The organism is Labrenzia sp. OB1, assembly GCF_001624695.1.
GTDB lineage: Bacteria > Pseudomonadota > Alphaproteobacteria > Rhizobiales > Stappiaceae > Roseibium.
Genome location: NZ_JSEP01000003.1, coordinates 388,061 through 414,116, shown reverse-complemented (window position 1 = coordinate 414,116; position 26,056 = coordinate 388,061). Strand labels below are relative to the sequence as shown.

Genomic DNA, 26,056 nt, shown 5'->3' with positions numbered 1-26,056 from the left:
TTCCGGATGCCGGGATCTAGCCTTCCTTCCGGGCCCTGCTGTTCAGGCGATAGACCATGTCGCGCACCCACATATGAACCGGAAAGCGGTGGTTGAGGGTCGTCCAGACCAGACCGATCGTGACCGACGTATCGACCGGACAATCGACCACCCGAAGCCCGGCGCCGACAGCTTTTGACAGGCGTTCGGGCACGGTCGCAACCAGATCAGACCCCGACACCAGGCGTTCCAGCCCGGCCGGGCTGGGCACGCGCAGGGCTACCTTCAGGTCCTTGCCCAGACGTTCCAGTTCGATCAGGTAGCGGGAGCGCCACTGACCTCCATAGGTGACCAACACGTGATCGAGGCCGAGATAGTCGTCCAGACTCAACGGTTTTCCGGCATTGGGATGGGCAGGATCCAGAAGGCAGACATAGCGGTCCTGGTAAAGGTCGCGCCGGTAGAAATGCGGGCCGGATCTTTCAAACGGACCGATCAGAAGATCTGCCTCGTTGAGCAACAGGCGCTCATGTCCGATTCCGGACGCATCGATGATTTCCAGTTCGAGATTCGGCGCTTCGCGTTTCAACGTGTGCACGATTTCCGGAATGATCAGGACCCGTTCATAGAAGTTGCAGGCGATGGTGAACTTCTGACTCGCCATTGCCGGGTCGAAGTCGGGTGGCGCGGCCAACTGCCGGAATTCGCTGGTGAGGCGCCTGGCCTGCTGGACGATGTCCTCGCAGCGGACCGTGGCGTGCAGGCGGCGCGCCTGGCGGATGAACAGCGGATCCTGGAATACCTGCCTGAGCTTGTTGATCGTATAGCTCACGGCGGACTGGTTGACGCCCAGTTCTTCGGCCGCCCGGGTGAACGAGCGAAGCTGGTGCACGCACACCAGAACCTGCAAGGCCCGAAAATCGACCCCCATGGGATCTACCGTCATCGTCATCACGCCTCTCCTGTCGATGGTTCAGCGCCATCTGCACCATTGCATCAAAAAATTCGATGCAATCTATAAAGTCAATCGTATTGATTGATTTTATCAGGGCGGAAATACTGCGCTTATCGGCCGGATTTGGGAGGAAGATGGCGAATGGCGACAGCACCCGTCGACGAGACGCTGACTCTCGCGCAACTGACACGGGATCCCTATCCGATCTATAGAAGGATGCGGGCGGAGACACCCATCGTGCAGGTGCCGGCGGCGAACCGGGTCTTTCTGACCAAGGCGAAACACACCAGGATGGTGAAGGATGATCCGGTGCTGTTCAGCTCGGACGATCCGGTAACGCCCATGCGCAGAGCGTTTCGCGCCCACACCCTGATGCGCAAGGACGGCGACCAACACCGGCGCGAACGTATGGCGATGCAGCGGGCCTATTCGCCAAAGGTCATCGACACCGACTGGGCCGGCCTTTACCGGAAAATATGCGCCGACTATCTTGACCGGCTGCCGCGCGGTGAGACGGTCGATCTTTTCACGGAGCTTTGCGGTCCGCTGGCGGCACGGATACTGGCGCATATCCTCGGTCTCGATGACGTCGGCGACGACGACATGCAACGCTGGTCGCAAGTGCTGATCGACGGGGCCGGCAATTTCGGCTTCGCCGAGGGACCGTTCCGGCGCTCGGACGCGGCCAATGCCGAAATGGATGCCGTGTTCGAGAACCTCGTGCCGCGTCATCGCGCAACGCCCAACAATTCCGCTCTGTCCATGATGCTGAATGCGCGCGACCCGATCCCGATGAGCCAGATATTCGCCAACATCAAGATCGCCATTGGCGGCGGCATCAACGAGCCGCGCGACGCCCTTGCGACCATCGTCTACGGGCTTTTGACCAACCCGGACCAGTTGGAGGAAGTCAAGAGACAGGAAGCCTGGGGCGACGCGTTCGAGGAAGGTGTGCGCTGGGTCGCTCCGATTCAGGCCTCCTCGCGGCGGGCCACGCGGGACCTTGAAATCGACGGCATCGACATTCCCGAAGGCGTGACGCTGATGACCATCCAGGCCTCGGCCAATCGCGACGAGGACGATCACGAGGACGGCGAATCCTTCAATGTCTTTCGCCGGAAGGTGCCGCACCAGGCCTTCGGCAACGGGCCGCACCATTGCGCGGGCGTCCATGTTTCACGTCGCACCGTCGGGGACATCATGCTGCCGATGCTGTTCGACCGTTTTCCCGGCATGAGCCTGGACAAGCCGGAAGACGTGGTCTGGAGCGGGTTCGGCTTCCGCGGCCCGCTGAACCTGCCTGTCAGGTTGGCCTGAACAAAAGAACAAGGACAAAACCGGGCCGGCGCAACAGCGCCGGCCATATAATCAAGAGGGAGGAAATCATGCTGAACTACCGGAACCTTATGCCGGCCGCCGCCGGACCGATCCTGGCAGCCAGCCTTTTGCTGGCGGGCGCAACGGGCGCTTCCATGGCCGCGGATGTCACGCTGCGACTCCACCAGATGCTGCCGCCCCAGGCGAGCGTCCCGAAGAACATTCTCGAACCGTGGATGGCCCGAATCCAGGAAGAGTCCGGGGGGCGGATCGAGGTTCAGCATTTCCCCGCCATGCAACTCGGCGGCAAGCCGCCGGAACTGATCGACCAGGCCATCGACGGCGTTGCCGATATTGTCTGGACCCTGCCCGGCTACACCCCCGGCCGTTTCCCGCGCACGGAAGTCTTCGAACTGCCCTTCGTCATGACCAATGCGGAGGCCGTCTCGCGTGCTTTCTGGCAACTGGCGGAGGAAACCATGCTGGACCAGGACTTCAAGGACATGAAGGTCCTGGGACTGTGGGTTCACGGCCCGGGGCTGATCCATTCCAAACAACCGATCGGTTCTCTGGACGACCTGAAGGGCGTCAAGCTGCGGGCGCCGACCCGTGTAACCAACGACATGTTCGCAAGCCTGGGAGCGACCCCGGTCGGCATGCCGGTCCCCGCAGTTCCCGAAGCGCTTTCCAAGGGAGTGATCGACGCCACGGTGGTGCCGTGGGAGGTGACAGGCGCGCTCAAGATCAACGAACTTGTCGACAATCACACAAGCTTCGGAGACGACGCCCTTTACACCGCAACCTTCGTCCTGGCGATGAACCGGGCCACTTATGATGCGCTCCCGGACGATCTGAAGGCGGTGATCGACAACAACTCCGGTCTGGAGTTTTCGGCCTTCGCCGGAAAACAGATGCAACTGGATGATGCCGCGCCCCGGGATGATGCCATCGCGAAAGGGGGAGTGGTGATCGATCTCGGGCCCGAGGAAGTCGCCCTCTGGAAGAAGGCAGCGACCCCCACACGGGAAAAATGGATTGCCGAAATGAATGAGAGGGGTCTCGACGGCAGTGGTCTCTATCAACGCGCGCTGGAGCTGATAGAGGCCAACACCGCACAATAACGAACCTGGGAGGCACCGGCTCCTGCGCGGAGCGGATGCCTCCCATATGTGTAGCTGAGACGGCCGTCCTCGTGGCAGTCCTTGTGACCGGCCGTTTCCCGAAGTCCTGTGTCTACGGGATCCGGCTGCTCACTGCGCCATTTCCGCTTCCCTGACAGCAAGTTCGATCTCGTCAACCAGACCGGCATCCAGCTGCAGCCGCGCGGCCAGCATCTGCAGGTAGGCCTTTTCAGCGGGATGATCCGGATCGATGGCGAGGCGGGAGGCGGCATAGAGCTCCGCCGCCGTTTCCTGACAAGTGGCGCTGGCGACGACCTTGTCTAGGTCGAGCGGCGAGCGCAACTCGTCCATCAGGAAAGCCTTGGCCTCGCTGTCGAGACCGGCCTCGTCGATCTTGGAGAAAATCCGGTCCTGTTCCTCACGGTCGATATGACCGTCCGCCTTTGCAGCGGAGATCATCGCCGTCAGAAGCGCCACAGCCACCTGGTTTTCACCGCCCGGCTGCTCGCGCGGATCGAAAGCGCTGCCGCGCGCGTCTTCCACCGGGATCGGCGCGTCGGCGGGGTATTGCGGGCGCGGCGTGTTCTGCTGGTTGGCCTTGTGGCCCTGATAGGCCTTGTAGGCGAGACCCGCCACCAAAGCGAGACCGCCATAGGTGACCGCCTTCTTGCCGATTTTCCGGCCGGACTTGCTGCCGAGCATCAACCCGGCAAGACTGCCGAGCGCCAGCCCCCCGCCTTGCGACGACAGGAAATCCTTGCCCTGAGAGAGAAGGTCACCGGACCCTCCCCGCTGAGAACCGCCCCGGCCGCCGGACTGGTCTGAAGCCTGGCCGCCCAGAAACTGATCCAGCAAGGATTTTGCGTCGAACATAAGTGTCTCCCTGAAATAACCCCGAAGGGGGTGAATGTCTGTCGTCCTATCAAATGGGATTTTCTGCAAGTCCCGCAAGTTCACAATACAAATCCCTGCAAACATGCCGCGCAGATCATCTGCGGGCAAGCGGCAGCAGGTTGTCGTCCTTAAGCGTTTCCATGGCAATTGACGACCGCACGTGATGGACGGCTTCCTGGGGCAAAAGGTCGTCGTTGATGATGCGGCTGAGGGCCTTCAGGTCCGGCACGACGATCTTCAGCATGTAGTCGACGTCGCCCGTCAGGGTGTGCGCTTCCTGAACCTCCGGCATGGCCTTGACCATGTCCCTGAACTTGCCGGCGTTTTCCTTGCTGTGCGCACCAAGCGTCACGCCGACATAGGCCGTGACGTTCAGCCCGAGAGCCTCCGGGTCGAGCGCCGCCCTGTAACGGCGGATGATCCCCGCCTCCTCAAGTTTCTGACGACGGCGGGACACCTGACTGGCGGAAAGGCGGATCACATCGCCGAGCTCGGCATTGGTGAGCGCGGCGTTTTCCTGCAGGGCAGTCAGAAGTTTCACGTCATAAACGTCCAATGCAATTGTCATGCATGTCTCATTGATTTTTTACACATTTCACGCAACATCTTATGCAATTTCACGTGCTTTGCACACCTGCTGCGTGTCTTTGACGGCATATTTGTCCCAACACTCGAACACACAGAGGAGAGCCCGCCTTGGGACCGTTTCCGCACGACGCACCGGTTGCGAAAATCACCGATGACAATCCCGCCGGAACGGACGGGTTCGAATTTGTCGAGTTCGCCCATCCGGAGCCTGAAAAGCTGGACGCGCTGTTTCGCAAGATGGGCTATGAGCCGGTCGCGAAGCACAAGACGAAGAACATCACGCTCTATCGTCAGGGTGACATCACCTATGTGCTGAACGCCGAAGCAGGCAGCCACGGCATGAGTTTCGTCGATACGCACGGTCCCTGCGCACCGGCCATGGCCTGGCGGGTGGTCGACGCCCAAAAGACCTTCGAGCACGCCGTTTCAAAGGGCGCGACACCCTATGAAGGCGACGACAAGACGCTGGACGTCCCGGCAATCGTCGGCATCGGCGGCTCGCTGCTCTATTTCATCGACACCTATGGCGAAAAGGGCTCGGCCTACTCGAAGGACTTCGACTGGCTGGGCGAGGTCGATCCGAAACCGAAGGGTGTCGGCTTCTATTACCTCGACCATCTGACCCACAACGTCTTTCGCGGCAACATGGACAAGTGGTGGGATTTTTACCGCGATCTCTTCAATTTCAAGCAGATCCACTATTTCGACATCGACGGGCGCATCACCGGTCTCGTCAGCCGGGCGATCACCAGCCCGTGCGGCAAGATCCGCATTCCGCTGAACGAATCCAAGGACGACACCAGCCAGATCGAGGAATATCTGAAGAAATACAACGGCGAAGGCATCCAGCATATCGCCGTCGGCACGGACGACATTTACGGCAGCACGGACAGGCTGGCCGCGAACGAGCTGAGATTCATGCCGGGTCCGCCGGACACTTATTACGAGATGTCCCACGGGCGGGTCATCGACCATGAAGAACCGATCGAGCGCATGAAACGTCACGGCATCCTGATCGACGGCGAGGGCGTTGTCGACGGCGGCATGACCAAGATCCTCCTGCAGATTTTCTCCAGAACCGTCATCGGACCGATCTTCTTTGAATTCATTCAGAGAAAAGGCGACGAAGGCTTCGGCGAAGGCAATTTCCGCGCGCTGTTCGAATCCATCGAGGAAGACCAGATCCGCCGCGGCGTGATCAAGACGGAAGCGGCTGAGTAGGGGCGGTTGTTCTCCTCTCAGGTGTCATCAACTCTGTTGAGTGAACCGAATAGCTGAGTACCACCCTCGGCTGTCATCCCGGCTCAGTGCTGCGCTTGGCCGGGGTGACAGCCGCTGAAAGAAAGCCTTGCCACCTGTGCCTGACACTCCTGTCTCCACGCGGAGGCGCGTGACCCTTGCGGCTCAGACCTTCACCTTCGCTTCCAGCACGTCCCACACCATTGCTGCAACGTCCGGGCCACCGAGCTTGCGGATGGCGCGGATGCCGGTGGGGGCGGTGACGTTGATTTCCGTCAGCCAGCCGTCGATCACGTCGATGCCGACCAGGATGAGGCCCTTTTCGCGCAAGGACGGGCCGAGGCGGGCGCAGATGTCGCGCTCGCGGTCGGTCAGGTCGCTGTCGGTGGGGGCGCCGCCGCGCACCATGTTGGAGCGCAAATCGCCTGCTGCCGGCACGCGGTTGACCGCCCCGGCGAATTCGCCATCGACCAGCAGGATGCGCTTGTCGCCGTGTTTCACGTTGGGCAGAAACTGCTGGATAACCCAGGGTTCGCGGAAGGTGGCGGCGAAGAAATCATACAGCGAGCCGTAGTTGAGATCGTCCTGCGTGATGCGGAAGACCGCCGCGCCGCCGTGTCCGAAGAGCGGCTTCATGACAATGTCGCCGTATTCCTCGCGGAAGAGATCGATCTCCGCCTTGTCCCGCGTGACCAGGGTCGGCGGCATCAGGTCGGCGAATTCGGTGACGAACAGCTTTTCCGGCGCGTTGCGGACTTCCATCGGGTCGTTGACCACCAGCGTGTCCGGATGGATCTTCTGAAGCAGGTGCGTCGCGGCGATATAGGCAAGGTCGAAGGGCGGGTCCTGGCGCATCAGCACCACATCCATCTCGCGCATATTGAAACGTAGGCTTTCGCCGAAGGTGAAATGGCTGCCTTTTTCATCGCGCACTTTCACAGGTTCCATCGTGCAGAACACCTCGTTGCCGCGCATGGCGAGCCGGTCGGGCGTATAATGATACAGCTCATGACCCCGCGCCTGCGCTTCCAGCATCAGCGCAAAGGCGCTGTCGCCGGCAATGTTGATGGTCGAGATATGGTCCATCTGGACCGCAACTTTCAAAGCCATGAGGCAACTCCCGGCGGGGACGCAGCGAATGCGCCAAGGAATATGAGAACGGTTGGTCCAGATATGCGGTGCGGGGTCGGCTTTGTCCAGTAGGACGCGGAGTGGCGTCTATTCCCAGGCCTCGAAGGCGTTCGCGATCCGCTCCGGCAGAGCCCAGGGGCGGATGACGATCACGTCGAAGCGGAGCGTGAAAAAACCGGCTTTGGGGTGTTTGGCAACGAATATCCTGGCGGCGCGCGAAATACGTTTCTGGCTTGCCGGCGACACGGCCTCGACCGCCGCCCGGCGGGTCTTTCTGGCCTTGACCTCAACGAAAGCGACGGTTTTCCGGCGCTTGGCGATCAGGTCGATTTCACCCGCCTTCGTCTTGTAGCGACGCTTGAGGATCCGCCAGCCGGTCAGGCGCAGATACCAGGCAGCGAAAGTTTCGGCGGACAGGCCGAGCGCATGGGCGCGGCGGCGTTGTTCGGTATCCGGGCCGCCGCGTCCGCGCGCCATTCAGGCGTCCCCCGATTTCAGGTCCAGCGCCCGTTTATAGACCTCGTTGCGGTCAAGTCCGGTTGCCTTGGCGACTTTCTTGGCAGCCGTGCTGACCGGCATGTCCTCAAGCGCTTCCATGATCAACGCATCCAGATCGGCGCCTTCGTCTTCCGGCTTTTCCTCCGCCGGGCCGATCAGAATAACGATCTCACCCTTGACCTGCCGGTCCGCGAAGCGCTCCGCCAGTTCGGCAAGCGAACCGCGTTCGAAGGTTTCAAAGCGTTTGGTCACTTCCCGCGCCACCACCGCCTCCCGTTCCCCGCCCAGCGTTTCGGCCATCAGGGCAAGGGTCGCACCGGTGCGATGGGGGGATTCAAAGAAGATCAGCGTTGCAGGAACCCGGGCGAGCTCCGCCAGGCGCTTGCTTTTCGGTCCGCCTTTTTGCGGCAGGAAGCCGGCGAAGAGAACAGTGTCACTCGGCAGGCCGGAGGCGACCAGACCCGCGAGCGGGGCGGATGCGCCCGGAACGGGAATGACGTTGTAACCTTCCGCCACCACATCGCGGACAAGCCGGTAGCCCGGATCGGAGACCAGCGGCGTGCCTGCATCGGAAACAAGGGCGACGGCCCTTCCGGCCTGAAGCTCCGCCAGGATCCTCGGCCGCTGCTTGTCGGCATTGTGCTCGTGGTAGGCAAGAAGCGGCGTCTTGAGACCGAATTTCCGCGTCAGAGTGGCGGTTACCCTTGTATCTTCGCAGGCGATGACGCTGCTGGCGGCCAGTGTCTCCAGCGCCCGCACCGTGATGTCGCCGAGATTGCCGATCGGGGTGGAGACGATGTAGAGCGCCGGCTCCAGATTGGGCGCGGAAAAGGCGTGTTCGGAGAGGCTGTAGCGGTTCTTGTCCGCCGCCGGCGGGGGACTGTCGGTGCCCATCGGGCGTCCTTTCACGCTGGTCCGGATCTCCTGCCATCCTGCGCAAGCCCTGAAGGCAGGCCGGTCCTGACAGGACGGCGGCAAACGGCGAATCCGGTCTCCGGGTTACAGATTTCTTCCTTGCGCTACCTGCTGGACGCAGCCGATGCAAGGCAAATCCACCGCTGATCAGGCGGATACGGCATTGAAACACCGCTAAAACTGGACATGCCTGCAGTGAATACGTAAGTCTTTTGGTAAGTGTGACGACAGAACAGGGCAAGTGGAATGCGGGGCAAAAACGTGCATCGGCACAGACGGTTGGTTTTGAAGTCGGTGCTGGCGGGCGCCAGTGCGATGCTGCTCGCCGGATGCATGGGCTCAACGCTCGGCTCGTTGCCGGGGGACCAGGTGCAGCCCGGAGCCCAGCCACCGGTCACCGGCGAGGTGATCGGCACAGGCAGTGTCCGCGTCGGATTGCTGCTGCCGCTGTCGAGCAATGGCGGCAACGCTTCCATCGGAACGGTTTTCAAGAATGCCGCCACGCTGGCGCTGCAGAATTTCCCGAGCGCCGATGTCCAGTTGCTGGTGAAAGACACCAACGGCACGTCCGCAGGCGGCCGGGCCGCAGCGCAAGCGGCAATTTCGGAGGGTGCGGAACTCATCCTCGGTCCCGTGTTCGCCCCCGCCGTTTCCGGCGCCGCCACCGCTGCGCGTGCGACAGGCGTGCCGGTAATCGCCTTTTCGACGGACACATCGGTCGCCGCAAGAGGTGTCTATCTGCTGAGCTTCCTGCCGGAGAGCGACGTGAAGCGCACGATCAGCTATGCCAACAGCCAGCAGAAGAACTCCTATGCCGCCCTCATTCCCGAAGGCTCCTACGGCGCTGTCGTGGAGGCCGCGTTCCGCCAGGAAGTCGGTCAGGGGGGCGGCCGCATCGCCACCATCCAGCGTTACAAACTGAACGGCACCGACACATCCGACCTGGTCGCCAAGACACAGGCACTGCAACCGGTGCTGAACAACATCGATGCCCTGTTCGTGCCGGCAGCCGGCGGTGTTCCGGGTCTCGTCGTGCAGACGCTGGTCAGCCAGAACGCCAATCTAGGCCGCGTCAAGCTGCTCGGTTCGGGTCAGTGGGATACGGCGCAGGAAAAAAGCAACCCTGTGCTGGCCGGCGCCTGGTTTGCCGGTCCGGAAGACAAGAGCTTTCAGGCCTTCGCACAGCGCTACCAGAGTGCCTATGGATCGGTTCCGCCGCGCAACGCCAGCCTCGTCTATGATGGTGTGACACTCGCCGCAGGCCTGACCCGCTCTGCCGGGCAGCAGCGCTTTCAGCAGAACATCCTGACCAACCGCGACGGCTTCATCGGCATTGACGGATTGTTCCGCTTCCAATCCAATGGCCTCAACCAACGCGGCCTCGCGGTCTACCAGATCACCGGCAGCGGCGCGCAGGTGATCTCTCCGGCACCGAGGGATTTCCGGTCCGGGTTCTGACGTTAACCGCCATCACCGGGAGTAAGGGGTCAAGATGCTGAGCGGCAAACAGATCGTGCTGATCATCAGCGGCGGCATCGCGGCCTACAAGTCCCTCGATTTGATCCGTCGGCTGAAGGAACGCGGTGCCCGCGTCATTCCGGTCATGACCAGTGGCGCGCAGGAATTCATCACCCCCCTGGCGGTCGGCGCGCTGTCGGCGGAGAAGGTGTTCACGGGCCTGTTCGACCGGGAAGCCGAACATGACGTCGGCCATATCCGCCTGGCGCGGGATCACGACCTGATCCTGGTCGCCCCGGCGACTGCGAACCTGATGGCCAAGGTGGCCCATGGCATCGTCGACGATCTGGCGACAGCGGTGCTGCTTGCGACAGACAAGCCTGTTCTGGCCGCCCCAGCCATGAACCCGAAAATGTGGCAGAACCCGGCAACCCGGCACAATCTGGCGGTTCTTGAAGACCGTGGCCTCCGCTTCTGCGGGCCTGCCGCAGGCGAAATGGCGGAAAAAGGCGAGGCCGGAACAGGCCGGATGAGTGAGCCGCTGGACATTGTCGCAGCCGTGCAGGACGTGCTGCGGGACAGGGATCTGGAAGCCGGACGTCTGCCGCTTGCCGGAAAGCATGTGCTGATCACCTCCGGTCCGACCCACGAGCCGATCGATCCGGTGCGGTATATCGCCAACCGGTCCTCCGGCAAGCAAGGACACGCCCTGGTGGCGGCGGCTTACGCGGCCGGCGCGCGGGTGACACTGGTGTCGGGACCGGTCACTCAACCCGCCCCGGCCAATGTGGCTGTGACTCAGGTTGAATCGGCCGCCGAGATGCTGAAAGCGGTGGAGGCCGCGCTGCCGGCGGATATCGCCATCATGGCCGCCGCCGTCGCCGACTGGCGCATGGCGAGCGAAGGCACGCAGAAGATCAAGAAGGACGGAAGTGGCAGGCCCCCGGCACTGGAGCTCACGGAAAATCCGGACATCCTGGCCACCATCGGTCACCATGAAAGCCTGCGGCCAAAGCTGCTGATCGGCTTTGCCGCCGAAACAACGGATCTGATCGGCAACGCCCGTGGCAAGCTGGAACGAAAGAATGCCGACTGGATCGTCGCCAATGACGTCAGCCCGGCGACCGGCATCATGGGTGGGGACGCCAACACCATCCACGTCGTCAGCCGCAGCGGCGTTGACGATTGGCCGCAGATGTCCAAGGCCGAGGTTGCTCGGCGGATCATCGCCCGGGCGGCTGAATCTCTGAAAGACCTTTCGTAATCCTGAAGCGATCCACACGTGAGTTGATGAAGCAGCGGGAGAAGATGGCTGTCAGGCCTGCCCGGCGAACTCGAAATAGCTCATGCTGATCGTGCCGTATTCATAGCTGCGGTGCAGGAGGTTCGATTTTCGATCCGGTCCTCCCGCTCCGAAGGCAAAGAAAAGCGGCAGGAGGTGTTCTTCCGTCGGGTGGTTGCGGCGGAATTCCGGTCCGGAGTTGAGAGCGCTGAAACTGTCGATAGAGCCGGTTTGCAGCCCGTCGTCCAGCCAGAGGTCGAATTTTGTCGCCCAGTCCGGCACCGCCGAGCCTTGCGGCTGGATCTCACCGAGATTGTGGGTCGTGCTGCCGGAACCTACAATCAGAACGCCCTGTTCCTTGAGAGGAGCAAGGGTCTGCCCAAGGGCAAAAAGCGTAGCCGGAGTGCTGTCGTGGGGCAGGGACAAGGCGCTCACAGGGATATCGGCCGCCGGGTAGGCAAGCGAAAGAGGCACCCAGGCGCCGTGATCCAGACCCCAGCTGTTGTCCGGATCAAACTCGTGGCCGCCGGCTTTCAGCAGGCGCGCGACCTCGCCGACCTGATCCTCACCTGCCACGGCAGGGTAGGAAATCTGGTAGAGGGACCGAGGAAAGCCGCGGAAGTCGTGATAGGTGCGCAACGGTCCAGGCGCGGACAGCTTCAGCCCGTCTGTTTCCCAGTGCGGAGAAAGAATGAGGATCGCCTTCGGCTCCGGACGGCCGGCGGCGAAGGACTTCAGGAAGCGGCTCGCCGCCGTGTCTTCCAGCGCGAGCGTCGGCGCGCCGTGCGCAAAAAACATCGCGCCGCCGCCGGATTGCATGTCTGTCACCGTGCCACTCCCCGGATCTCCATCTTATTGTCTTTAGAAGATAGAGAGTTCGGCGGTTCCCGGTAGATCGTATTCCGGAGATTATTTGTTCCGGATTTTTGAACAATCAACCGGGAAACCATGGCATCGTTCAGGCTTCTTTGAGCCTGCCTTGCCCTGAGCTGTTTATTTATAGCCCAGGTTGATCAACTGGACGCGCCGGTTGATTGCCGCATCAGGCTTGGACGGATCGCGTAGCTGTTCCTCGCCAAGACCCACGGCAAACAGATACTGCGCCGGGACCTGGAAGGTTGTCACCAGCGCCTCGCGCACTGCTTGCGCGCGTTTGATGGAGAGGTCCAGGTTATATTGGCGCGGGCCTTTCGCGTCGGTATGACCGACGATGACGAAGGTCTGTCCCTGCAGATATGGCGTGTGGAGCGCGTCGGCGATCACCCCGACCGTCTCGTATGATTCCGGGCGGATGCGGGCGGAATCGAAGTCAAAGGTGATTTCGACATTGAACTGGCGCAAAGTCGCCAACTTGGCCGACAGAGGCATGTCGTGCGGAGAATTGGCTCCGGGATATTTCCGGATATTCTCGATCGCCGCCTTCTGCATCTGGTCGGCGGTCAGGTCCACCTCCTGCTGCGCACCCTGAAGGGAGTTGATGATTTCATTGCGGTTCAGTTTGGTTTGTGCGGCAACGCCGACGCTGGAAACGGCGAGTATTGCCGCCGAAAGACCGGCCAGAAGATATGTTCTCATAGGTATTCTCCAAAAACCGGTGTTAGCGGTAACCGGCCATATCGATGGCGGTGTTGCATTTCGCGCTGACGGAAGGTTTGGCTTTCAACAGGCAGCGAAGAATATGTCCGGCGCCTTCCTTGACACCCTTGCAATATTGCGCGGAGTCGCGGCTGCAGATCTTGGCGACCGATGCCTGGGCTGCCAGGCGTTCCCGGATCAACGACAGGACAGTCACCCGGTCGGCATTGCACTGCGCAGAGACCTTAGCCTTGTTTTCTTCAAGACAGTTGGTGATCCCGTTGTTGGCAAGGGAAGCGGACTTGCAATAGGTCTCGATGTCCTTGCCGCAACTCGCGCCCAGCATCTTGATGGCTTCGGCGAAGCCGACGGTCTGTGCGACGGCCGGCGCCGATGCAAGCATCGCAAAGGCCATAATCGCAAATATCAATTGTCTCATATTGATTGTCTCCCAAAACGGCCCGCAGCCGTGGCACTATCGTGATGCGCCGGAGTGTTTCAGGAGAACGCCGCGACTGCAAGTAGGTATGGCTATTTCTTCAATCATTATGCTTACCGCAATTACTGTCCGCTTCTTGACAGCACGCGCCGAATATCGTCACTCAGCCGGTACCTCACAGCCGGAAACCGACGATGCAAATTTCCCTGGAACTGAAGCGCCTTGACCACGGCAAGGACCTGCCTCTTCCCGCCTATCAGTCCGATCTGGCTGCGGGACTCGATCTTCTCGCCGCCGTCGGCGAATCACTGATTCTTGCTCCGGGAGCGAGAGCGCTGGTTCCCACCGGACTCGCCATGGCCCTGCCGGCCGGCTTCGAGGCACAGGTCCGGCCGCGCTCCGGCCTTGCCGCCAAACACGGCGTCACCGTTTTGAACACGCCCGGAACGATCGACGCGGATTATCGCGGCGAGGTGAAAGTCATTCTGATCAATCACGGCGACGCGCCGTTCGAAATCAGCCGCGGCGACAGGATTGCACAGATGGTGATCGCACCCGTGCTTCAGGCGCACATTCAGGAAGTCGCCGACCTGACGGATACCGCGCGCGGAACCGGCGGTTTCGGTTCGACCGGCCGAAGCTGAACCGCCGGGGAGCTCTCATGAAGCCAAGTCTTGTCATTTTTGATTGCGACGGCGTTCTCGTCGATACCGAACGCATGGCGAACATGAACATGGCCGCCATCGTTACGGAACTCGGCTATCCGATGACCGGACCGGAATGCCAGCAACAGTTCATGGGCCGGACACTGGAAGACGTGCAGGCGCTTGTCGAGGAGCTGACCGGCCTGGCCCTGCCGTCAGACTGGCCGGACCAGGTGCGCGTCCGGGATCTGGAGGCCTTCAAGGCCGGTGTGGCCGCCATTGACGGCATCGAGGCGGTTCTGGACGATCTGGACCGGCGCAAGGTGCCCTATTGCGTCGCTTCTTCGGGAAAATACCGGAAAATGCAAACGACGCTCGGCAGCTCCGGTCTGTTGCCGCGCTTGAGCGACAAATTGTTTTCGGCCGAGGAGTGCGAAAAAGGCAAACCCGCACCGGATGTCTTTCTGCTTGCCGCCCGGATGATGGGCCACCGGCCGGACACCTGCGCCGTCATCGAGGACAGCGTGCCGGGCGTCCTGGCTGCCGGAGCCGCCGGCATGAGCGCCTTCGCCTTTGTCGAGGATCCGGCCTGCGACCGGAATGCGATGCGGGCGGCGGGCGCGGTGCTTTTCGAGACCATGACGGAGCTTCCGGACCTGCTGTTTTCCAAAACATGAGCTTTTCAGGAAAAAAGGTTTTACCCGCGCGGCGGTAAAGGGATCTCAAACCCCTTAAAAGTTTCCAATGGCCGTATTATCTTAGCCCACCAACCAATCAGGGTTGCACGGCTTTCCTGTGCTGCCAACGCGAACAGGTTGCTCCAGGGAGACATCGATGACCATCAAGACCAGCGGCCGGGGAAAAATCTATTCCTCCATCACGGATACCATCGGCGACACGCCGATTGTCAGACTGGACCGTCTCGCGAAGACTCATGGCGTGAAGGGCAATCTGCTGGCCAAGCTGGAATTCTTCAATCCGATCTCCAGCGTCAAGGATCGTATCGGTGTCGCCATGATCGAGGCGATGGAAGCTGGCGGCAGGATCGTTCCTGGCAAGACCACACTGGTGGAGCCGACATCCGGCAATACCGGTATCGCTCTCGCCTTCGTTGCCGCCGCCAAGGGTTACCGCCTGATCCTTGTGATGCCGGAGACAATGTCCGTCGAGCGGCGCAAGATGTTCAAGATCATGGGCGCGGAACTGGAGTTGACCGAAGGCCCGAAAGGCATGAAGGGCGCGATCGCCCGCGCCGAGGAGCTGCTGGGCGAGATCGAGGGCTCGGTGATGCCGCAGCAGTTCGAAAATCCGGCCAACCCGGAAGTTCACCGCAACACCACGGCGGAAGAAATCTGGAACGACACGGACGGCAAGGTGGACGTCTTCGTTTCCGGCATCGGCACCGGCGGCACCATCACCGGCGTGTCCCAGGTGCTCAAGACGCGCAAACCCGATGTGCATGTGGTTGCGGTGGAACCGGCGGACAGCCCGATCCTGTCCGGCGGACAGCCGGGGCCGCACAAGATCCAGGGCATTGGCGCGGGTTTCATCCCGTCCATTCTGGACACATCCGTCTATGATGAAGTGCAGACCATCGCCAACGAGGATGCCTTCGCCATGGCCCGCGAGGTCGCCAGGACCGAAGGCGTACCGGTCGGTATTTCCTCCGGCGCGGCCCTGACCGCCGCAATCCGGGTCGGTCAGCGGGACGAGATGGCCGGCAAGAATATCGTCGTGATCATCCCTTCCTTCGCAGAACGCTATCTGTCGACGGCGCTGTTCGAAGGGCTGTAGAGCAGGCGGACCGGAGCGGGGACGACGTCAGCCGGTTATCCTTGCCGATGGTGCAGAACCCTTCCGATGGTGTTCATGAGCAGTTGCGCCGCAAGGGTGCTGGTGGAGCCGGTCGGATCGTAATCCGGCGCGACCTCCACCAGATCCAGGCCCGCGATCGTTCCGCGTCTGGCAAGACCGTCGATCAGTTCCAGCACCTCGTAATACAGGAACCCTCCATGACTGGGCGTTCCCGTGCCCGGGGCTATGGAGGGATCGAAGGCGTCGATATCGATGGTCAGGTAGTAGCGGGCACCTTCCGGAATACGGGCCAGCATCCCTTCGATCCCGAGCTTGCGCACGTGGCGCACCGACTTGATGTCGGACCCCATGCGGCGGGCATCCTCATAGCCTTCTCGCGCCGTTGACGAAACGTTGCGGATGCCGATCTGGGAAAGCCCGGTCACATAGGTTTTTTCCGCCGCGCGGCGCATGGGATTGCCGTGGCCGTAACGCACGCCGTGGCGCTCGTCGACAAAGTCCAGATGCGCGTCGATCTGCACCACATGCACGGGTTCCTGCCCGTCGAAGGCGTTGATGCAGGGAATGTTCACCGAGTGATCGCCACCCAGGACCACCGGCAGGGCGCCGGCCTCCAGGATCTTGCGGACACCGAATTCGATCCGCCTGTGGCTTTCCACCGTGTCGGTGTGGACGATGTCCGCGTCGCCGATATCGACGATGCGCGTTGTTTCCGCGGGCAGATAGGTGATGTCGTCCTCGAAATCGTAAGCGCCACCATGGCCGAAGGAAAACAGCGTCGAGGCTTCGCGGATGGCCCTCGGCCCCATACGGGCGCCGGAACGCCACTGGGTGCCCATATCGAAAGGCGCCCCCATCACCGCGACATCCGCATCAATGGCATCCCAATCCGGTTGATAAGGGTATTTTCCAAAGGTGCATATGCCGACAAAGGGCAGATTCAGCCGCCCGCCCTCATAGCCGTGAGACACTCCATCCGAAGACATACCGCGCACTTTCCTGACTTGAATCGAAGCGCCACTACAGCACCGATCCGCCGCGCGGGAAAGTGCGGCTCCGTTCAAACCGGCGCGGATGCCGCATGCGTGCTCGTCCGCAGCCCACCTTTCCAGAACATGTCGCGGTAAACTGAGTTCAGGAACCCGCCTGAACGCGACACGCCCTAGTTCAGACCTGCGGCTTTTCTGAGGGCTGCGTTGATACGGTCCTGCCAGCCGGGGCCGTCTTCCTGAAAATGGGCCAGGACATCCCGGTCGAGACGCAGGGACACGGTTTCCTTTCCCACGGGCAATGCCGTTCCGGCGGCTTTCGGCGCTTCCGCGACCGGCTTTGTCGTCGCCGACTTGAAAAGGGATTCGGCCCTTTCGATGGCGCTGGTATGACGGCGGGGCGGATGAGCCATGATGTGGTTCCAATGCTTGAGGGAGTGGCGCCCAGCATAGCCGGAAAAATCACGGGCACGGACTCTAATATGCTGTCACTGGGCCGTGGTGGTCCTGCCGTCAGAGCATGTCGCATGAAACTGGGCCCAGGACGTCGCCCGAACGCATTTGCGGCGCAAACGCTGCCGCGAGCAACTTGCTGAAACCATGAATCCCGTTAAACGCTACATGATCCAGAAAAAGAAAGCGCCTGACAGGACCGCCTATGCCGCCCGGCGTGACAAATCCTGGCCGCGAAAACTCATTGCTTCGGCAAGATGGATGCGGCTGACGCTGTCCTGGCCGTCGAGATCGGCCAGGGTGCGGGCCAGTTTCAGAACGCGATGATAGCCTCGGGCGCTGAGCTGCAGCGTTTCGGCGGCCTGGCGCAGAAAGACGAGGCCCTGATCGTCGGTCTTTGCCATGGTCTCGACGATGGCAGCCGGGGCCTGGGCATTGGTCCGGCAGGAAACACCGAATTCCAGAAAGCGCTGTTCCTGAATCTTGCGCGCCTCGGCAACACGCTGCGCAACCACGGCGGAAGGCTCGGCCTCCGCCGGACCGATCAGATCGGCGGCAGTCACGGCCGGGACGTCTATCCTCAGGTCTACCCGGTCGAGGAACGGCCCGGAAACGCGGGTCTGATAGTCGGTCACGCAGCGCTCGCCCCGGCGGCACTGATGGCCGGGTTCACCGGCATGGCCGCAGCGGCAGGGGTTCATCGCGGCAATCAGCTGGATCCGCGCCGGGTAGGTGACCCGGTGATTGGCGCGGGCGATCACCGCCTCGCCGGATTCCAGCGGCTGGCGCAGGCTGTCGAGCACCTGCGGATTGAACTCCGGCAATTCGTCCAGAAACAGCACGCCATTATGGGCGAGCGAGACTTCCCCCGGCCGGGCCTTCAGACCGCCGCCGACAAGGGCCGCCATGGAGGCGGAATGATGCGGTGCGCGGAACGGCCTGCGGTCGGTCAGCTTGCCTTCGGCCAACTCTCCGGCCAGCGAGGCGATCATCGAGACTTCCAGAAGCTCGCGCGGGGTCAGCGGCGGAAGGATCGAAGGCAATCTGCTGGCCAGCATCGACTTGCCGGAGCCCGGAGGACCGGTCATCAAAAGATTGTGGCCACCGGAAGCGGCGATTTCCAAAGCCCGGCGGGCGCTTTCCTGTCCCCTCACCTCGGCGAGATCCGGCATGTCGCCCGCGCGTCCCTGAAGTTTCGCCGCGGGGCGGGAAAGGACCTGCGTGCCCTTGAAATGGTTGGCGAGCTGAATGAGAGAGCGGGGTGCCAGAATATCCATATCGGGATCGGCCCAGGCGGCCTCACCACCGCTCGCCTCGGGACAGATCAGGCCCTTGCCGAGCCCATTTGCGCCCATGGCGGCGGGCAGAACGCCGGCGACGGGCGCCAGCGTGCCATCGAGGCCGAGTTCCCCGAGCACAACGAAGCCAGTCAGGAACTCCGCCGGGATCGCACCGATAGCCGCCATGACGCCCAGCGCGATCGGCAGGTCGTAATGCGAGCCTTCCTTGGGCAGGTCGGCAGGAGCCAGATTGACCGTCACCCGTTTGGCCGGCAGCGCCAGGCCGGAAGCTGACAGGGCGGCACGAACACGTTCGCGGCTTTCGGCCACCGCCTTGTCCGGCAGGCCGACAATGGTGAAGGCCACCATGCCCGGACCGACATGCACCTGTACATCCACAGGCACTGCCTCAATTCCCTGAAACGCGACCGTTGTTACCTTGCTGACCATGTGTGGGTTCTTCAACACGCTCTACTTGAAAGTGTATCCAAAACAAGCACACAAGGACAAAAGGCGCAAGAACAAATGTGGAACGAATGAATTTTCAGGGAGGTTTGAGCCTCCGGCAGCGGCACCGCGCACCGCCGGAAACGTGGCCTGTCCGTTTGGGCTACGGGCACCATAGCTGGTGCCCGATATGCGTCCTCACCGGCGCTCGAGGCATTGCATAGGTCCGACAGTTCAGCAGGCCTTCAAAGAAAGCCAGCCACCTGTTTTGCGCTGTCTTCAGGACGCCAGATTGCGGCGCCAGTTTCCTGTGTAGCCATTGGCGCGAGCAAGCACGTCTTCCAGATACCGGGGAACGCAGAATCTGTCGCTTGTGGTGAGCCGATTGACTTCCAACCATTCAGAAACAAGTTCGATCATCCTGTCCGGGTCCTTTTCGAACATCGCGCGGCAAAGCGCCATGTCGAGTTGAACGTCTTTTTTTCTCTTAGAGGATACGATCATGGGTTCAACCGTGACTTCCTTATCAATCATTGCGTGCCTGAATGAACCCTACAATCATCAGGAATGCCAGCAAATAGCGGTTATACGGATGGTCGCCACCATAATGCGGTGTTATGCCCTACTTTCTGCTTATTCCGGTATTTTGAACAGTGTCAATCCGCAACACAGCGCACCGGCCGCCACGAAGAGCGCCGAATGACCGATCACCGGTATCATGAAACCGCCGACGACCGGACCGACCCCCTGGCCAAGAGACAGCAGGAAGAAGGTGAAGCCGAAGCCGATGGACGGGGTTTCCCGGAATATCCGCATGCTCCACATGCCAAACAGAGCGGTCATCACAATGAAGCCGGTGCCGAAGCTGGCCGCCGACAGATAAATCCCAAGCCTGGTGCCGATCAGCAGTGGCAATGCTCCGATGGCCGCTCCGACCGCCAGCGCCAACACCAGAAAAGTGCGGCGCAGCCCCCATCTGTCGACGAACCCACCGGCAAAACAGCCTGTCACACCGGCAATCCCGAGCACGATCCAGAACAGGACCGAGTCGCGGGGGTTGCCGGTGAGAGTCCATAACAGTTCGACGGCATAGGTCCAGAAAACCGCCGTGATGACCCCGAAAAGAAGCGCCGCGACAAACAGCGGTCTGGCGGCCCTGTGAAACAGAAAGGCGAGCGATCCCCTCATCGCCGTCTTTCCCGGCAAGATGGTGCGCTTCGGCAGCGTGGCCATGTTCCAGAAGGTGACGGCCAGCGCAACGGCGGCGAAGATCAGCCAGGCCAGACGCCAGTTTTCGCCCGCGTAGAGCGCCAGCGGCCCGGCAAAGGCCACACCGAAACCGGTGCCGGAATTGATCCAGGCATAGACGGAGTTCTGCCGGCGCTGCTCGGTGTAACGGACGATGACATCCGAGAAGGGCGGGTAGGAGAGACCCGGGCTGGTTCCGGCGATGAAGACGCCGAGCGCGAGGGTCCAGGGGTCCGGAGCAACGCCGATGATCGCCATGCCTGAAGCTGCGGCAAAGCCGCCCAGAAGGATGGGTAAACGGGGTCCGACGGCAGTGGACAACCAGGATCCGGCAAAGGTCGCGGCCAGGTACCCCATGTAGGACGCACCGGCGATCAGCCCGATCATCTCCGGAGACAGGCCGAATTCCAGTCGAATTTCCGGAAGGAAAAGTCCGAAGCAATAGCGCGCCAGACCGTATGTCACGGCCACCATCGCGAGACCCGCGGCGGTTACACTGCGGGTCATTGCGGCGTCCCCGTTATTTCCGGCGCGAGAGCTGAAAATGAAGTGTTTCGTCATCAGTCAGGGTCTCGCCGACAATCTCGAAATATCCGCCGTGCCGCCTGTAATAGCGATACTGCTCGAGTGTGAGTTTCAGGCAGAAGTTGGAAACGTGCAAGTTTCTTCCATTGATTGCGCTGGAAAATTCTTCGCCGAGGATGGCGACCTTGGCTGTCTGGCCATCCTGGAAGGCAACCGGCAGCAGAAAGAACCTGTTCAAGGTCGGAGACGTGGCGTCGATAGCCTGTTCAAAGGCGATGCGCGAGAACCGCTGCATGGCCGGATGGGCGTAGAATTCCGGTATCTTCCCGATCTGCGGAGCGGCATGAAGCTGGCTTTCCGACAGGAGTAAATCGCCCGGACGCACGATGTCGCGCAGCCAGCCGTTCACCGTGTAGGGATCGTCGTTGCCTTCCTGAAAGCCCAGCATGGTAACAAGTGCGGCTGGGCCACTGGCCTCGACGGCATCGCTCAGCCGGAAGGCGTCAAAGCTTGTCGTGATGAATTCCAGAGGCGTTTCGGGCAGAATTTCCTGCAGCGCCGGCCGCATATGCGACACCGACATCGGGTTGATGTCGACCGCGATGTACCGGTCTATGACGACGCCCAGTTCCATGAGTGTCCTGAGTATGAAGCCGGTCTTCACCGGTTCCGGTCCAAGTTCGACATAGACCAGCGGTCCCGAGCCGACCGTCCCGGCGATTTGCGCGCAGATCTGCAGGAGAGCTTCCCGGAAGGACGTGCCGTCTTCGCTCAGGCAGCCCAGTGTCGGGGAGCCGACGCCGGTCAGGTTCAGTTCCCGCATGAGCCTGAAGACTTCGTCAAGATGATCGGTGGCGCTCTCCCGCCGGCCGGCATTGGTGTATTTCACCCTGTTGTCCTGAGTAACGATGCGGTCGAGGCTGAACTCCGTGTGACAGGCAATCGTTCGATGCACTCTTTGCTGCAGCGACAGGAGGGGTTCGGTTGCTTCCCGATAGTCCGTTTGGCCGGCTGAAAGCGCTAGAGTCATATCGAATACCCACATTGACGAAAGGGACTCCCGGATTACGGGATTTTTTTTCGAGATATAAATTTATAATTGCAGCGCCCCATAATAGAACGTTATGCTTAAACTTACTTGGATTGCAGAGTTCAGCCAAACTGCGGTTTTTCGTCGAAACGGAGACACTGAACCATGACCACCGGCCGATTTAGTATCGAGTTGCTGGAAGCTTTTGTCGCCGTTGCCGAGGCCGGCAATGTCACCCATGCCGGCTCCAAGCTCAACCGAACGCAGCCCTGTGTCAGCACCCAGCTCAGACGTCTGGAAGAACGAGTGGGCAAACCGTTGATCGAACGCAACGCCCGCACCATGAATCTGACTGCGGCCGGACGAATCCTGTATCAGCACGCGACAGACATTCTCAAATCCCACGACGAGGCTCGTCTGCGCCTGTCGGCGCCCGAATTGACAGGAACCGTCCATGTCGGTTTGCCGGAGTGGTACGCGACCGGTCAACTGCAATCGATATTCTGCAATTTCGTGAAGATCCACCCGAATGTGAAGCTGGAAATGACGGTCGCCGACAGCGCGACGCTGCATGAAATGCTTGCCAACAACGAGATCAATCTCGCAATCGCGCTGGTTTCGCCATCCAGAGCCAGACCCGGTGGTGTCGTCGAGGAGCCCCTGCATTGGGCGGTGGGCGAATCCTGTTCACTGACAGACCCGCTGCCGCTGATCCTGTTCCCCGAGCCATGTCCTTTCCGTGAGCTGGTGTTCACCGCTCTCGCCCGTACCGGCAAGCAATGGTACGAGCGGATCACGACAACAAGTGTCGCCGCCGCCCAGGTGGCCGTGCTGTCGGGAGCCGGCATCAGCTGCCTGCCCTCGGGAGCCATTCTCGACGGGTTCAAGATTCTCAAGGAACACAACGGCTTCCCGAGCCTGCCCTCGACGGAACTGGCGATCTACACCCAGTCGAAAACACAATCGCCCATCGTCGACTATCTCGAGAAGCACCTCAACGAGCTGCTGGAAAACGCGATTGCACCGCGCTCGCCACTGGCCGGCAAACTACAGCCGGACCTGCGGGTGGTGTAGTCTTCCTGCGGCTGCCGATCAGCGGCAGCAACACCCACCCGGCTCCCGGGCGCATTGAAGATACGATCCGTCAACCGGGTTTTCCCAGGCTGAATCCGGCCAGATGCCAACTTCCCGCGACTGCATCCATATGATCAGCGCAACAACCTGCCTGCCGCCTAATGCGCCTCGTCCCAGTTAAGGGCAGCGCGGGCATCGACCTGAAGCGGGACGGAGAGTTTCAGCACCGGCTCGCAGGCGTTTTCCATAACCTCCCGGATCACAGGGATGGCGGTATCCACTTCGTCGTCGGGCACTTCGAAGATCAATTCGTCATGCACCTGCAGCAGCATCTGCGCGTTCAGCTTCGAGTTGTCCAGCCTCTCCTCCATGCGCACCATGGCGCGGCGCAGGATGTCGGCGGCCGAGCCCTGGATCGGTGCGTTGATAGCGGCCCTTTCGTAAAAGGCGCGATGGTTGGGGTTGTTGGTGTTGACCTCCGGATAGTGGGCCTTGCGGCCGAAGATCGTGGTGACGAAACCGTCCGCATGAACCTGTTTCTTGATCGCCTCCATATACTCCTTGATGCCCGGGAAGCGTTCGAAATAGGTCTTGATATAGTCCCCCGCCTCGCCGCGGCCGATGCCGAGCTGGTTGGCAAGGCCGAAAGCGGAAATTCCGTAGATGATGCCGAAATTGATCGCCTTCGCCCGTCGGCGGACCATCGGGTCCATGCCCTCGATCGGTGTGCCGAACATTTCGCTGGCCGTCATGGCGTGAATGTCGAGGCCGTCATCGAACGCCTTCTTCAACTGCGGGATGTCAGCCATATGCGCCAGCACCCTGAGCTCGATCTGGCTGTAGTCGGCCGAAACCAGCTTGTGCCCCTTTTCGGCGATGAACGCCTTGCGGATCTTGCGGCCCTCTTCCGTCCTGACGGGAATATTCTGCAGGTTCGGTTCGGAGGACGACAGGCGGCCCGTCGTGGTCGCCGCCAGTGCGTAGGACGTATGAACCCGGTTGGTTTCCGGGTTGATATATCCGGGCAGGGCGTCGGAATAGGTTGATTTCAGCTTGGAAAGCTGGCGCCAGGCGACAATCTTCGACGGCAGTTCGTGACCTTCGGCGGCCAGGTCATCCAACACCTGAACGGATGTCGACCAGGCGCCGGTCTTGGTCTTCTTGCCTCCCGGCAGGTTCATCTTGCCGAAGAGAATGTCGCCGAGCTGCTTGGGCGAACCGATATTGAAGCTCTGGCCGGCAAGCTCATGGATTTCAGCCTCCAGTGCCGCCATCCCTTGGGCGAAATCGCCGGAAAGCCGCGACAACATCTGCCGGTCGACGGAAATACCGCGCTTTTCCATGCGCGCCAGCACAGGCACCATGGGCCGTTCCAGCGTTTCATAAACGGTCGCCATGTGATCGGCGGCAAGGCGCGGCTTGAGGATCAGCCACAGGCGCAGGGTCACGTCGGCATCCTCCGCCGCATAGGCGGACGCCTTGTCGATGGGAACCTTGTCGAAGGTGATCATCGACTTGCCGGAGCCGCAGACCTCCTTGAAGGGGATCGGCTTGTGACCGAGCCAGCGCTCGGACAGCTCGTCCATGCCGTTGCCACCCTTGCCCGCATCGACCGTATAGGACAACAGCATCGTGTCGTCATAGGGGGCGATGTCGATGCCGTAACGGGTCATCACCAGCCAGTCGTATTTCAGGTTCTGCGCGATCTTGAGGACAGATCGGTCCTCCAGCATCGGCTTGAGAACCTCCAGCGCTTCTTTCAGCGGGATCTGACCGGGAAGCAGGCCGCCGCCGCCGAGAAGATCGCCCTCGCCGTCCACATGGGCGAGCGGCACGTAACAGGCCTTGCCCGGTTCGGTCGCCAGCGACAGGCCAACGAGCTCCGCCTGCATGGCGTCAAGGGATGTGGTTTCCGTGTCGAAGGCCACATAGCCCTTCTCATAGGCAGCCGCGCACCATTCCTTCAGCCGGTCGAGGCTTGTGACAGTCTCATAGGTGCTGGAATCGACCGGGATCGCCCTGATGCCATGGGCGCGGGTTTCAACGAGTGTCTGCGGCACCATCATGCCGTCGGGTCCCGCTCCGGCCTTGTCCGCACCGGTTCCTCCAGGTCCAACTGCCGCTGTGCCGGCACTTGAGGCGCTGCGTTCCAGAATGCGGCCCTTGTGGTCCGGAACATCCCAGCCGGGCACCTCGAACGCCGCCGCCTCAACGGTCTCCGCTTCCGCTCCGGCGGTCTCCGCGACACGCCTTGTCAGTGTGGTGAAACCCATGGCTTTCAGAAAACCGACAGCCTTCGGTCCATCCAGCGCGGTCACGGAAAGATCGGTCACCGGCACTTCCACCGGCACATCCTGCTTCAGCGTGACGAGCTGCCGCGAGACGCGGGCCTGATCTGCGAATTCGATGAGGTTTTCCCGGCGCTTGTTCTGCTTGATGGTTCCCGCTTCCGCCAGCAGGGTTTCCAGATCGCCGAACTCGTTGATCAGCAGCGCAGCGGTCTTGAGACCGATGCCGGGCACACCGGGAACGTTGTCGACACTGTCGCCGGCCAGGGACTGGACCTCGATGACCTTGTCCGGACCGACCCCGAATTTTTCAAAGACTTCCACCTCGCCGAAGGTCTTGTTCTTCATCGTGTCGATCATGCTCACATGCGGCCCGATCAGCTGCATCAGGTCCTTGTCGCCGGACACGATTGTTACCCGCGCGCCCATGTTGGCAGCCTGACGGGCATAAGTCGCAATCAGGTCGTCGGCCTCAAAGCCTTCCTGCTCGACGCAATGCACGGAAAAGGCGCGGGTCGCCTCGCGGATCAGGCCGAATTGCGGCACCAGATCCTCGGGCGGATCGGGACGGTGCGCCTTGTATTCCGGGTAGATGTCATTGCGGAACGTTTTTGCGGAATGATCGAAGATCACCGCGAAATGCGTCGGCTCATCACCTTTTTCCGGAGAAGGGCCCTCCTGCAGCAGCTTCCACAGCATGTTGCAGAACCCGGAGACGGCGCCAACCGGCAGGCCGTCCGGCTTGCGTGTCAGCGGTGGCAGCGCGTGGTAGGCGCGGAAAATGAAGGTGGAACCGTCGACCAGAATGAGATGGTCGTCAGCGGTGAGGGCGGGGGAGGATTCTTGGGTCGACATGGCGCGGATCATGCCCG

Annotated in this window: 25 protein-coding genes; 9 read left to right on the top strand and 16 right to left on the bottom strand. The window is 61.3% G+C overall.

Annotated elements, in window-relative coordinates:
• Nucleotides 1–16 precede the first annotated feature (16 nt).
• Nucleotides 17–931 (bottom strand): LysR family transcriptional regulator, encoded by a 915-nt coding sequence (locus OA90_RS06445; RefSeq protein WP_208985996.1) that lies wholly within the window; start codon nucleotides 929–931, stop codon nucleotides 17–19.
• A gap of 144 nt (nucleotides 932–1,075) precedes the next feature.
• Here OA90_RS06445 and OA90_RS06440 point away from each other — a divergent pair, with 144 nt between their 5' ends.
• Both OA90_RS06440 and OA90_RS06435 read left to right on the top strand, forming a co-directional pair.
• The gene (locus OA90_RS06440; protein ID WP_068408631.1) at nucleotides 1,076–2,251 is read left to right on the top strand and encodes a cytochrome P450; all 1,176 of its coding nucleotides are present in this window, start codon (nucleotides 1,076–1,078) and stop codon (nucleotides 2,249–2,251) included.
• 68 nt (nucleotides 2,252–2,319) lie between these two features.
• Nucleotides 2,320–3,372 carry a TRAP transporter substrate-binding protein gene (locus OA90_RS06435; RefSeq protein ID WP_068408629.1) on the top strand — a complete coding sequence of 351 codons (1,053 nt, stop codon included), beginning with the start codon at nucleotides 2,320–2,322 and terminating at the stop codon, nucleotides 3,370–3,372.
• A 129-nt stretch (nucleotides 3,373–3,501) separates the two neighbouring features.
• Here the strand turns inward: OA90_RS06435 and OA90_RS06430 are convergent, their stop codons facing one another.
• Nucleotides 3,502–4,245, bottom strand: a complete 744-nt coding sequence (locus tag OA90_RS06430) for a tellurite resistance TerB family protein (protein WP_068408627.1) — start codon at nucleotides 4,243–4,245, stop codon at nucleotides 3,502–3,504.
• Nucleotides 4,246–4,360: 115 nt separating this feature from the next.
• A complete protein-coding gene (locus tag OA90_RS06425) occupies nucleotides 4,361–4,834 on the bottom strand; it encodes an Lrp/AsnC family transcriptional regulator (RefSeq protein ID WP_068408625.1) in 474 nt (157 codons plus the stop codon).
• A 128-nt stretch (nucleotides 4,835–4,962) separates the two neighbouring features.
• On the opposite strand from OA90_RS06425, the gene hppD reads away from it, so the two are divergent.
• Nucleotides 4,963–6,075 (top strand): 4-hydroxyphenylpyruvate dioxygenase, encoded by a 1,113-nt coding sequence (gene hppD, locus OA90_RS06420; protein WP_068408623.1) that lies wholly within the window; start codon nucleotides 4,963–4,965, stop codon nucleotides 6,073–6,075.
• Between the two features lie 183 nt (nucleotides 6,076–6,258).
• Here hppD and gshB read toward each other — a convergent pair whose 3' ends face one another.
• The 3 genes from gshB to rsmI form a co-directional block, all read right to left on the bottom strand.
• Nucleotides 6,259–7,203, bottom strand: a complete 945-nt coding sequence (gene gshB, locus OA90_RS06415) for a glutathione synthase (protein ID WP_068408621.1) — start codon at nucleotides 7,201–7,203, stop codon at nucleotides 6,259–6,261.
• Between the two features lie 108 nt (nucleotides 7,204–7,311).
• Nucleotides 7,312–7,701, bottom strand: coding sequence for a YraN family protein (locus OA90_RS06410; RefSeq protein WP_068408620.1), 390 nt, complete (start codon nucleotides 7,699–7,701; stop codon nucleotides 7,312–7,314).
• Nucleotides 7,702–8,616 carry a 16S rRNA (cytidine(1402)-2'-O)-methyltransferase gene (gene rsmI, locus OA90_RS06405; RefSeq protein WP_068408618.1) on the bottom strand — a complete coding sequence of 305 codons (915 nt, stop codon included), beginning with the start codon at nucleotides 8,614–8,616 and terminating at the stop codon, nucleotides 7,702–7,704.
• Nucleotides 8,617–8,883: 267 nt separating this feature from the next.
• Here rsmI and OA90_RS06400 point away from each other — a divergent pair, with 267 nt between their 5' ends.
• Both OA90_RS06400 and coaBC read left to right on the top strand, forming a co-directional pair.
• Nucleotides 8,884–10,095 carry a penicillin-binding protein activator gene (locus OA90_RS06400; RefSeq protein WP_068408616.1) on the top strand — a complete coding sequence of 404 codons (1,212 nt, stop codon included), beginning with the start codon at nucleotides 8,884–8,886 and terminating at the stop codon, nucleotides 10,093–10,095.
• A gap of 34 nt (nucleotides 10,096–10,129) precedes the next feature.
• Nucleotides 10,130–11,359 (top strand): bifunctional phosphopantothenoylcysteine decarboxylase/phosphopantothenate--cysteine ligase CoaBC, encoded by a 1,230-nt coding sequence (coaBC, locus tag OA90_RS06395; protein WP_068408615.1) that lies wholly within the window; start codon nucleotides 10,130–10,132, stop codon nucleotides 11,357–11,359.
• 51 nt (nucleotides 11,360–11,410) lie between these two features.
• Here the strand turns inward: coaBC and OA90_RS06390 are convergent, their stop codons facing one another.
• The 3 genes from OA90_RS06390 to OA90_RS06380 form a co-directional block, all read right to left on the bottom strand.
• Nucleotides 11,411–12,196 carry a class III extradiol ring-cleavage dioxygenase gene (locus OA90_RS06390; protein WP_068408613.1) on the bottom strand — a complete coding sequence of 262 codons (786 nt, stop codon included), beginning with the start codon at nucleotides 12,194–12,196 and terminating at the stop codon, nucleotides 11,411–11,413.
• 174 nt (nucleotides 12,197–12,370) lie between these two features.
• On the bottom strand, nucleotides 12,371–12,952 hold the full coding sequence (locus OA90_RS06385) for an OmpA family protein (protein ID WP_068408611.1): 582 nt from the start codon (nucleotides 12,950–12,952) through the stop codon (nucleotides 12,371–12,373).
• Between the two features lie 22 nt (nucleotides 12,953–12,974).
• The gene (locus tag OA90_RS06380; protein ID WP_244274552.1) at nucleotides 12,975–13,391 is read right to left on the bottom strand and encodes a hypothetical protein; all 417 of its coding nucleotides are present in this window, start codon (nucleotides 13,389–13,391) and stop codon (nucleotides 12,975–12,977) included.
• 194 nt (nucleotides 13,392–13,585) lie between these two features.
• Between OA90_RS06380 and dut the strand changes: the two genes are divergently transcribed.
• The 3 genes from dut to cysK all read left to right on the top strand — a co-directional run bounded on the left by dut (nucleotide 13,586) and on the right by cysK (nucleotide 15,829).
• Nucleotides 13,586–14,035 carry a dUTP diphosphatase gene (dut, locus tag OA90_RS06375; RefSeq protein WP_068408609.1) on the top strand — a complete coding sequence of 150 codons (450 nt, stop codon included), beginning with the start codon at nucleotides 13,586–13,588 and terminating at the stop codon, nucleotides 14,033–14,035.
• 17 nt (nucleotides 14,036–14,052) lie between these two features.
• On the top strand, nucleotides 14,053–14,712 hold the full coding sequence (locus OA90_RS06370) for an HAD-IA family hydrolase (RefSeq protein ID WP_068408607.1): 660 nt from the start codon (nucleotides 14,053–14,055) through the stop codon (nucleotides 14,710–14,712).
• Between the two features lie 157 nt (nucleotides 14,713–14,869).
• On the top strand, nucleotides 14,870–15,829 hold the full coding sequence (cysK, locus tag OA90_RS06365; RefSeq protein ID WP_068408605.1) for a cysteine synthase A: 960 nt from the start codon (nucleotides 14,870–14,872) through the stop codon (nucleotides 15,827–15,829).
• A gap of 35 nt (nucleotides 15,830–15,864) precedes the next feature.
• Here the strand turns inward: cysK and OA90_RS06360 are convergent, their stop codons facing one another.
• The 6 genes from OA90_RS06360 to OA90_RS06335 form a co-directional block, all read right to left on the bottom strand.
• Nucleotides 15,865–16,836: an agmatinase gene (locus OA90_RS06360; protein WP_156510403.1), complete on the bottom strand. Its 972-nt coding sequence runs from the start codon at nucleotides 16,834–16,836 to the stop codon at nucleotides 15,865–15,867.
• Nucleotides 16,837–17,012: 176 nt separating this feature from the next.
• Nucleotides 17,013–17,252 carry a BrnA antitoxin family protein gene (locus tag OA90_RS06355; protein ID WP_068408604.1) on the bottom strand — a complete coding sequence of 80 codons (240 nt, stop codon included), beginning with the start codon at nucleotides 17,250–17,252 and terminating at the stop codon, nucleotides 17,013–17,015.
• Between the two features lie 243 nt (nucleotides 17,253–17,495).
• Nucleotides 17,496–19,022: a YifB family Mg chelatase-like AAA ATPase gene (locus OA90_RS06350; protein WP_068408602.1), complete on the bottom strand. Its 1,527-nt coding sequence runs from the start codon at nucleotides 19,020–19,022 to the stop codon at nucleotides 17,496–17,498.
• Nucleotides 19,023–19,298: 276 nt separating this feature from the next.
• On the bottom strand, nucleotides 19,299–19,523 hold the full coding sequence (locus OA90_RS06345; protein ID WP_208985994.1) for a hypothetical protein: 225 nt from the start codon (nucleotides 19,521–19,523) through the stop codon (nucleotides 19,299–19,301).
• 129 nt (nucleotides 19,524–19,652) lie between these two features.
• Nucleotides 19,653–20,774 carry an MFS transporter gene (locus OA90_RS06340; protein ID WP_068408598.1) on the bottom strand — a complete coding sequence of 374 codons (1,122 nt, stop codon included), beginning with the start codon at nucleotides 20,772–20,774 and terminating at the stop codon, nucleotides 19,653–19,655.
• Between the two features lie 13 nt (nucleotides 20,775–20,787).
• Nucleotides 20,788–21,822: a hypothetical protein gene (locus tag OA90_RS06335; protein ID WP_156510402.1), complete on the bottom strand. Its 1,035-nt coding sequence runs from the start codon at nucleotides 21,820–21,822 to the stop codon at nucleotides 20,788–20,790.
• Between the two features lie 165 nt (nucleotides 21,823–21,987).
• Here OA90_RS06335 and OA90_RS06330 point away from each other — a divergent pair, with 165 nt between their 5' ends.
• Nucleotides 21,988–22,896, top strand: coding sequence for a LysR family transcriptional regulator (locus OA90_RS06330; RefSeq protein ID WP_068408594.1), 909 nt, complete (start codon nucleotides 21,988–21,990; stop codon nucleotides 22,894–22,896).
• A gap of 158 nt (nucleotides 22,897–23,054) precedes the next feature.
• Here the strand turns inward: OA90_RS06330 and polA are convergent, their stop codons facing one another.
• Nucleotides 23,055–26,051, bottom strand: coding sequence for a DNA polymerase I (polA, locus tag OA90_RS06325; RefSeq protein ID WP_068408592.1), 2,997 nt, complete (start codon nucleotides 26,049–26,051; stop codon nucleotides 23,055–23,057).
• Between the last annotated feature and the right edge of the window lie 5 nt (nucleotides 26,052–26,056).

Bases quoted from the DNA above. Each gene is read 5' to 3' on its own strand.
- OA90_RS06445 (WP_208985996.1), bottom strand. From the start codon at position 931: ATGACGATGACGGTAGATCCCATGGGGGTCGATTTTCGGGCCTTGCAG.
- OA90_RS06440 (WP_068408631.1), top strand. From the start codon at position 1,076: ATGGCGACAGCACCCGTCGACGAGACGCTGACTCTCGCGCAACTGACA.
- OA90_RS06435 (WP_068408629.1), top strand. From the start codon at position 2,320: ATGCTGAACTACCGGAACCTTATGCCGGCCGCCGCCGGACCGATCCTG.
- OA90_RS06430 (WP_068408627.1), bottom strand. From the start codon at position 4,245: ATGTTCGACGCAAAATCCTTGCTGGATCAGTTTCTGGGCGGCCAGGCT.
- OA90_RS06425 (WP_068408625.1), bottom strand. From the start codon at position 4,834: ATGACAATTGCATTGGACGTTTATGACGTGAAACTTCTGACTGCCCTG.
- gshB (WP_068408621.1), bottom strand. From the start codon at position 7,203: ATGGCTTTGAAAGTTGCGGTCCAGATGGACCATATCTCGACCATCAAC.
- OA90_RS06410 (WP_068408620.1), bottom strand. From the start codon at position 7,701: ATGGCGCGCGGACGCGGCGGCCCGGATACCGAACAACGCCGCCGCGCC.
- rsmI (WP_068408618.1), bottom strand. From the start codon at position 8,616: ATGGGCACCGACAGTCCCCCGCCGGCGGCGGACAAGAACCGCTACAGC.
- OA90_RS06400 (WP_068408616.1), top strand. From the start codon at position 8,884: ATGCGGGGCAAAAACGTGCATCGGCACAGACGGTTGGTTTTGAAGTCG.
- coaBC (WP_068408615.1), top strand. From the start codon at position 10,130: ATGCTGAGCGGCAAACAGATCGTGCTGATCATCAGCGGCGGCATCGCG.
- OA90_RS06390 (WP_068408613.1), bottom strand. From the start codon at position 12,196: ATGCAATCCGGCGGCGGCGCGATGTTTTTTGCGCACGGCGCGCCGACG.
- OA90_RS06385 (WP_068408611.1), bottom strand. From the start codon at position 12,952: ATGAGAACATATCTTCTGGCCGGTCTTTCGGCGGCAATACTCGCCGTT.
- OA90_RS06380 (WP_244274552.1), bottom strand. From the start codon at position 13,391: ATGAGACAATTGATATTTGCGATTATGGCCTTTGCGATGCTTGCATCG.
- dut (WP_068408609.1), top strand. From the start codon at position 13,586: ATGCAAATTTCCCTGGAACTGAAGCGCCTTGACCACGGCAAGGACCTG.
- OA90_RS06370 (WP_068408607.1), top strand. From the start codon at position 14,053: ATGAAGCCAAGTCTTGTCATTTTTGATTGCGACGGCGTTCTCGTCGAT.
- cysK (WP_068408605.1), top strand. From the start codon at position 14,870: ATGACCATCAAGACCAGCGGCCGGGGAAAAATCTATTCCTCCATCACG.
- OA90_RS06360 (WP_156510403.1), bottom strand. From the start codon at position 16,836: ATGTCTTCGGATGGAGTGTCTCACGGCTATGAGGGCGGGCGGCTGAAT.
- OA90_RS06355 (WP_068408604.1), bottom strand. From the start codon at position 17,252: ATGGCTCATCCGCCCCGCCGTCATACCAGCGCCATCGAAAGGGCCGAA.
- OA90_RS06350 (WP_068408602.1), bottom strand. From the start codon at position 19,022: ATGGTCAGCAAGGTAACAACGGTCGCGTTTCAGGGAATTGAGGCAGTG.
- OA90_RS06345 (WP_208985994.1), bottom strand. From the start codon at position 19,523: ATGATCGTATCCTCTAAGAGAAAAAAAGACGTTCAACTCGACATGGCG.
- OA90_RS06340 (WP_068408598.1), bottom strand. From the start codon at position 20,774: ATGACCCGCAGTGTAACCGCCGCGGGTCTCGCGATGGTGGCCGTGACA.
- OA90_RS06335 (WP_156510402.1), bottom strand. From the start codon at position 21,822: ATGACTCTAGCGCTTTCAGCCGGCCAAACGGACTATCGGGAAGCAACC.
- OA90_RS06330 (WP_068408594.1), top strand. From the start codon at position 21,988: ATGACCACCGGCCGATTTAGTATCGAGTTGCTGGAAGCTTTTGTCGCC.
- polA (WP_068408592.1), bottom strand. From the start codon at position 26,051: ATGATCCGCGCCATGTCGACCCAAGAATCCTCCCCCGCCCTCACCGCT.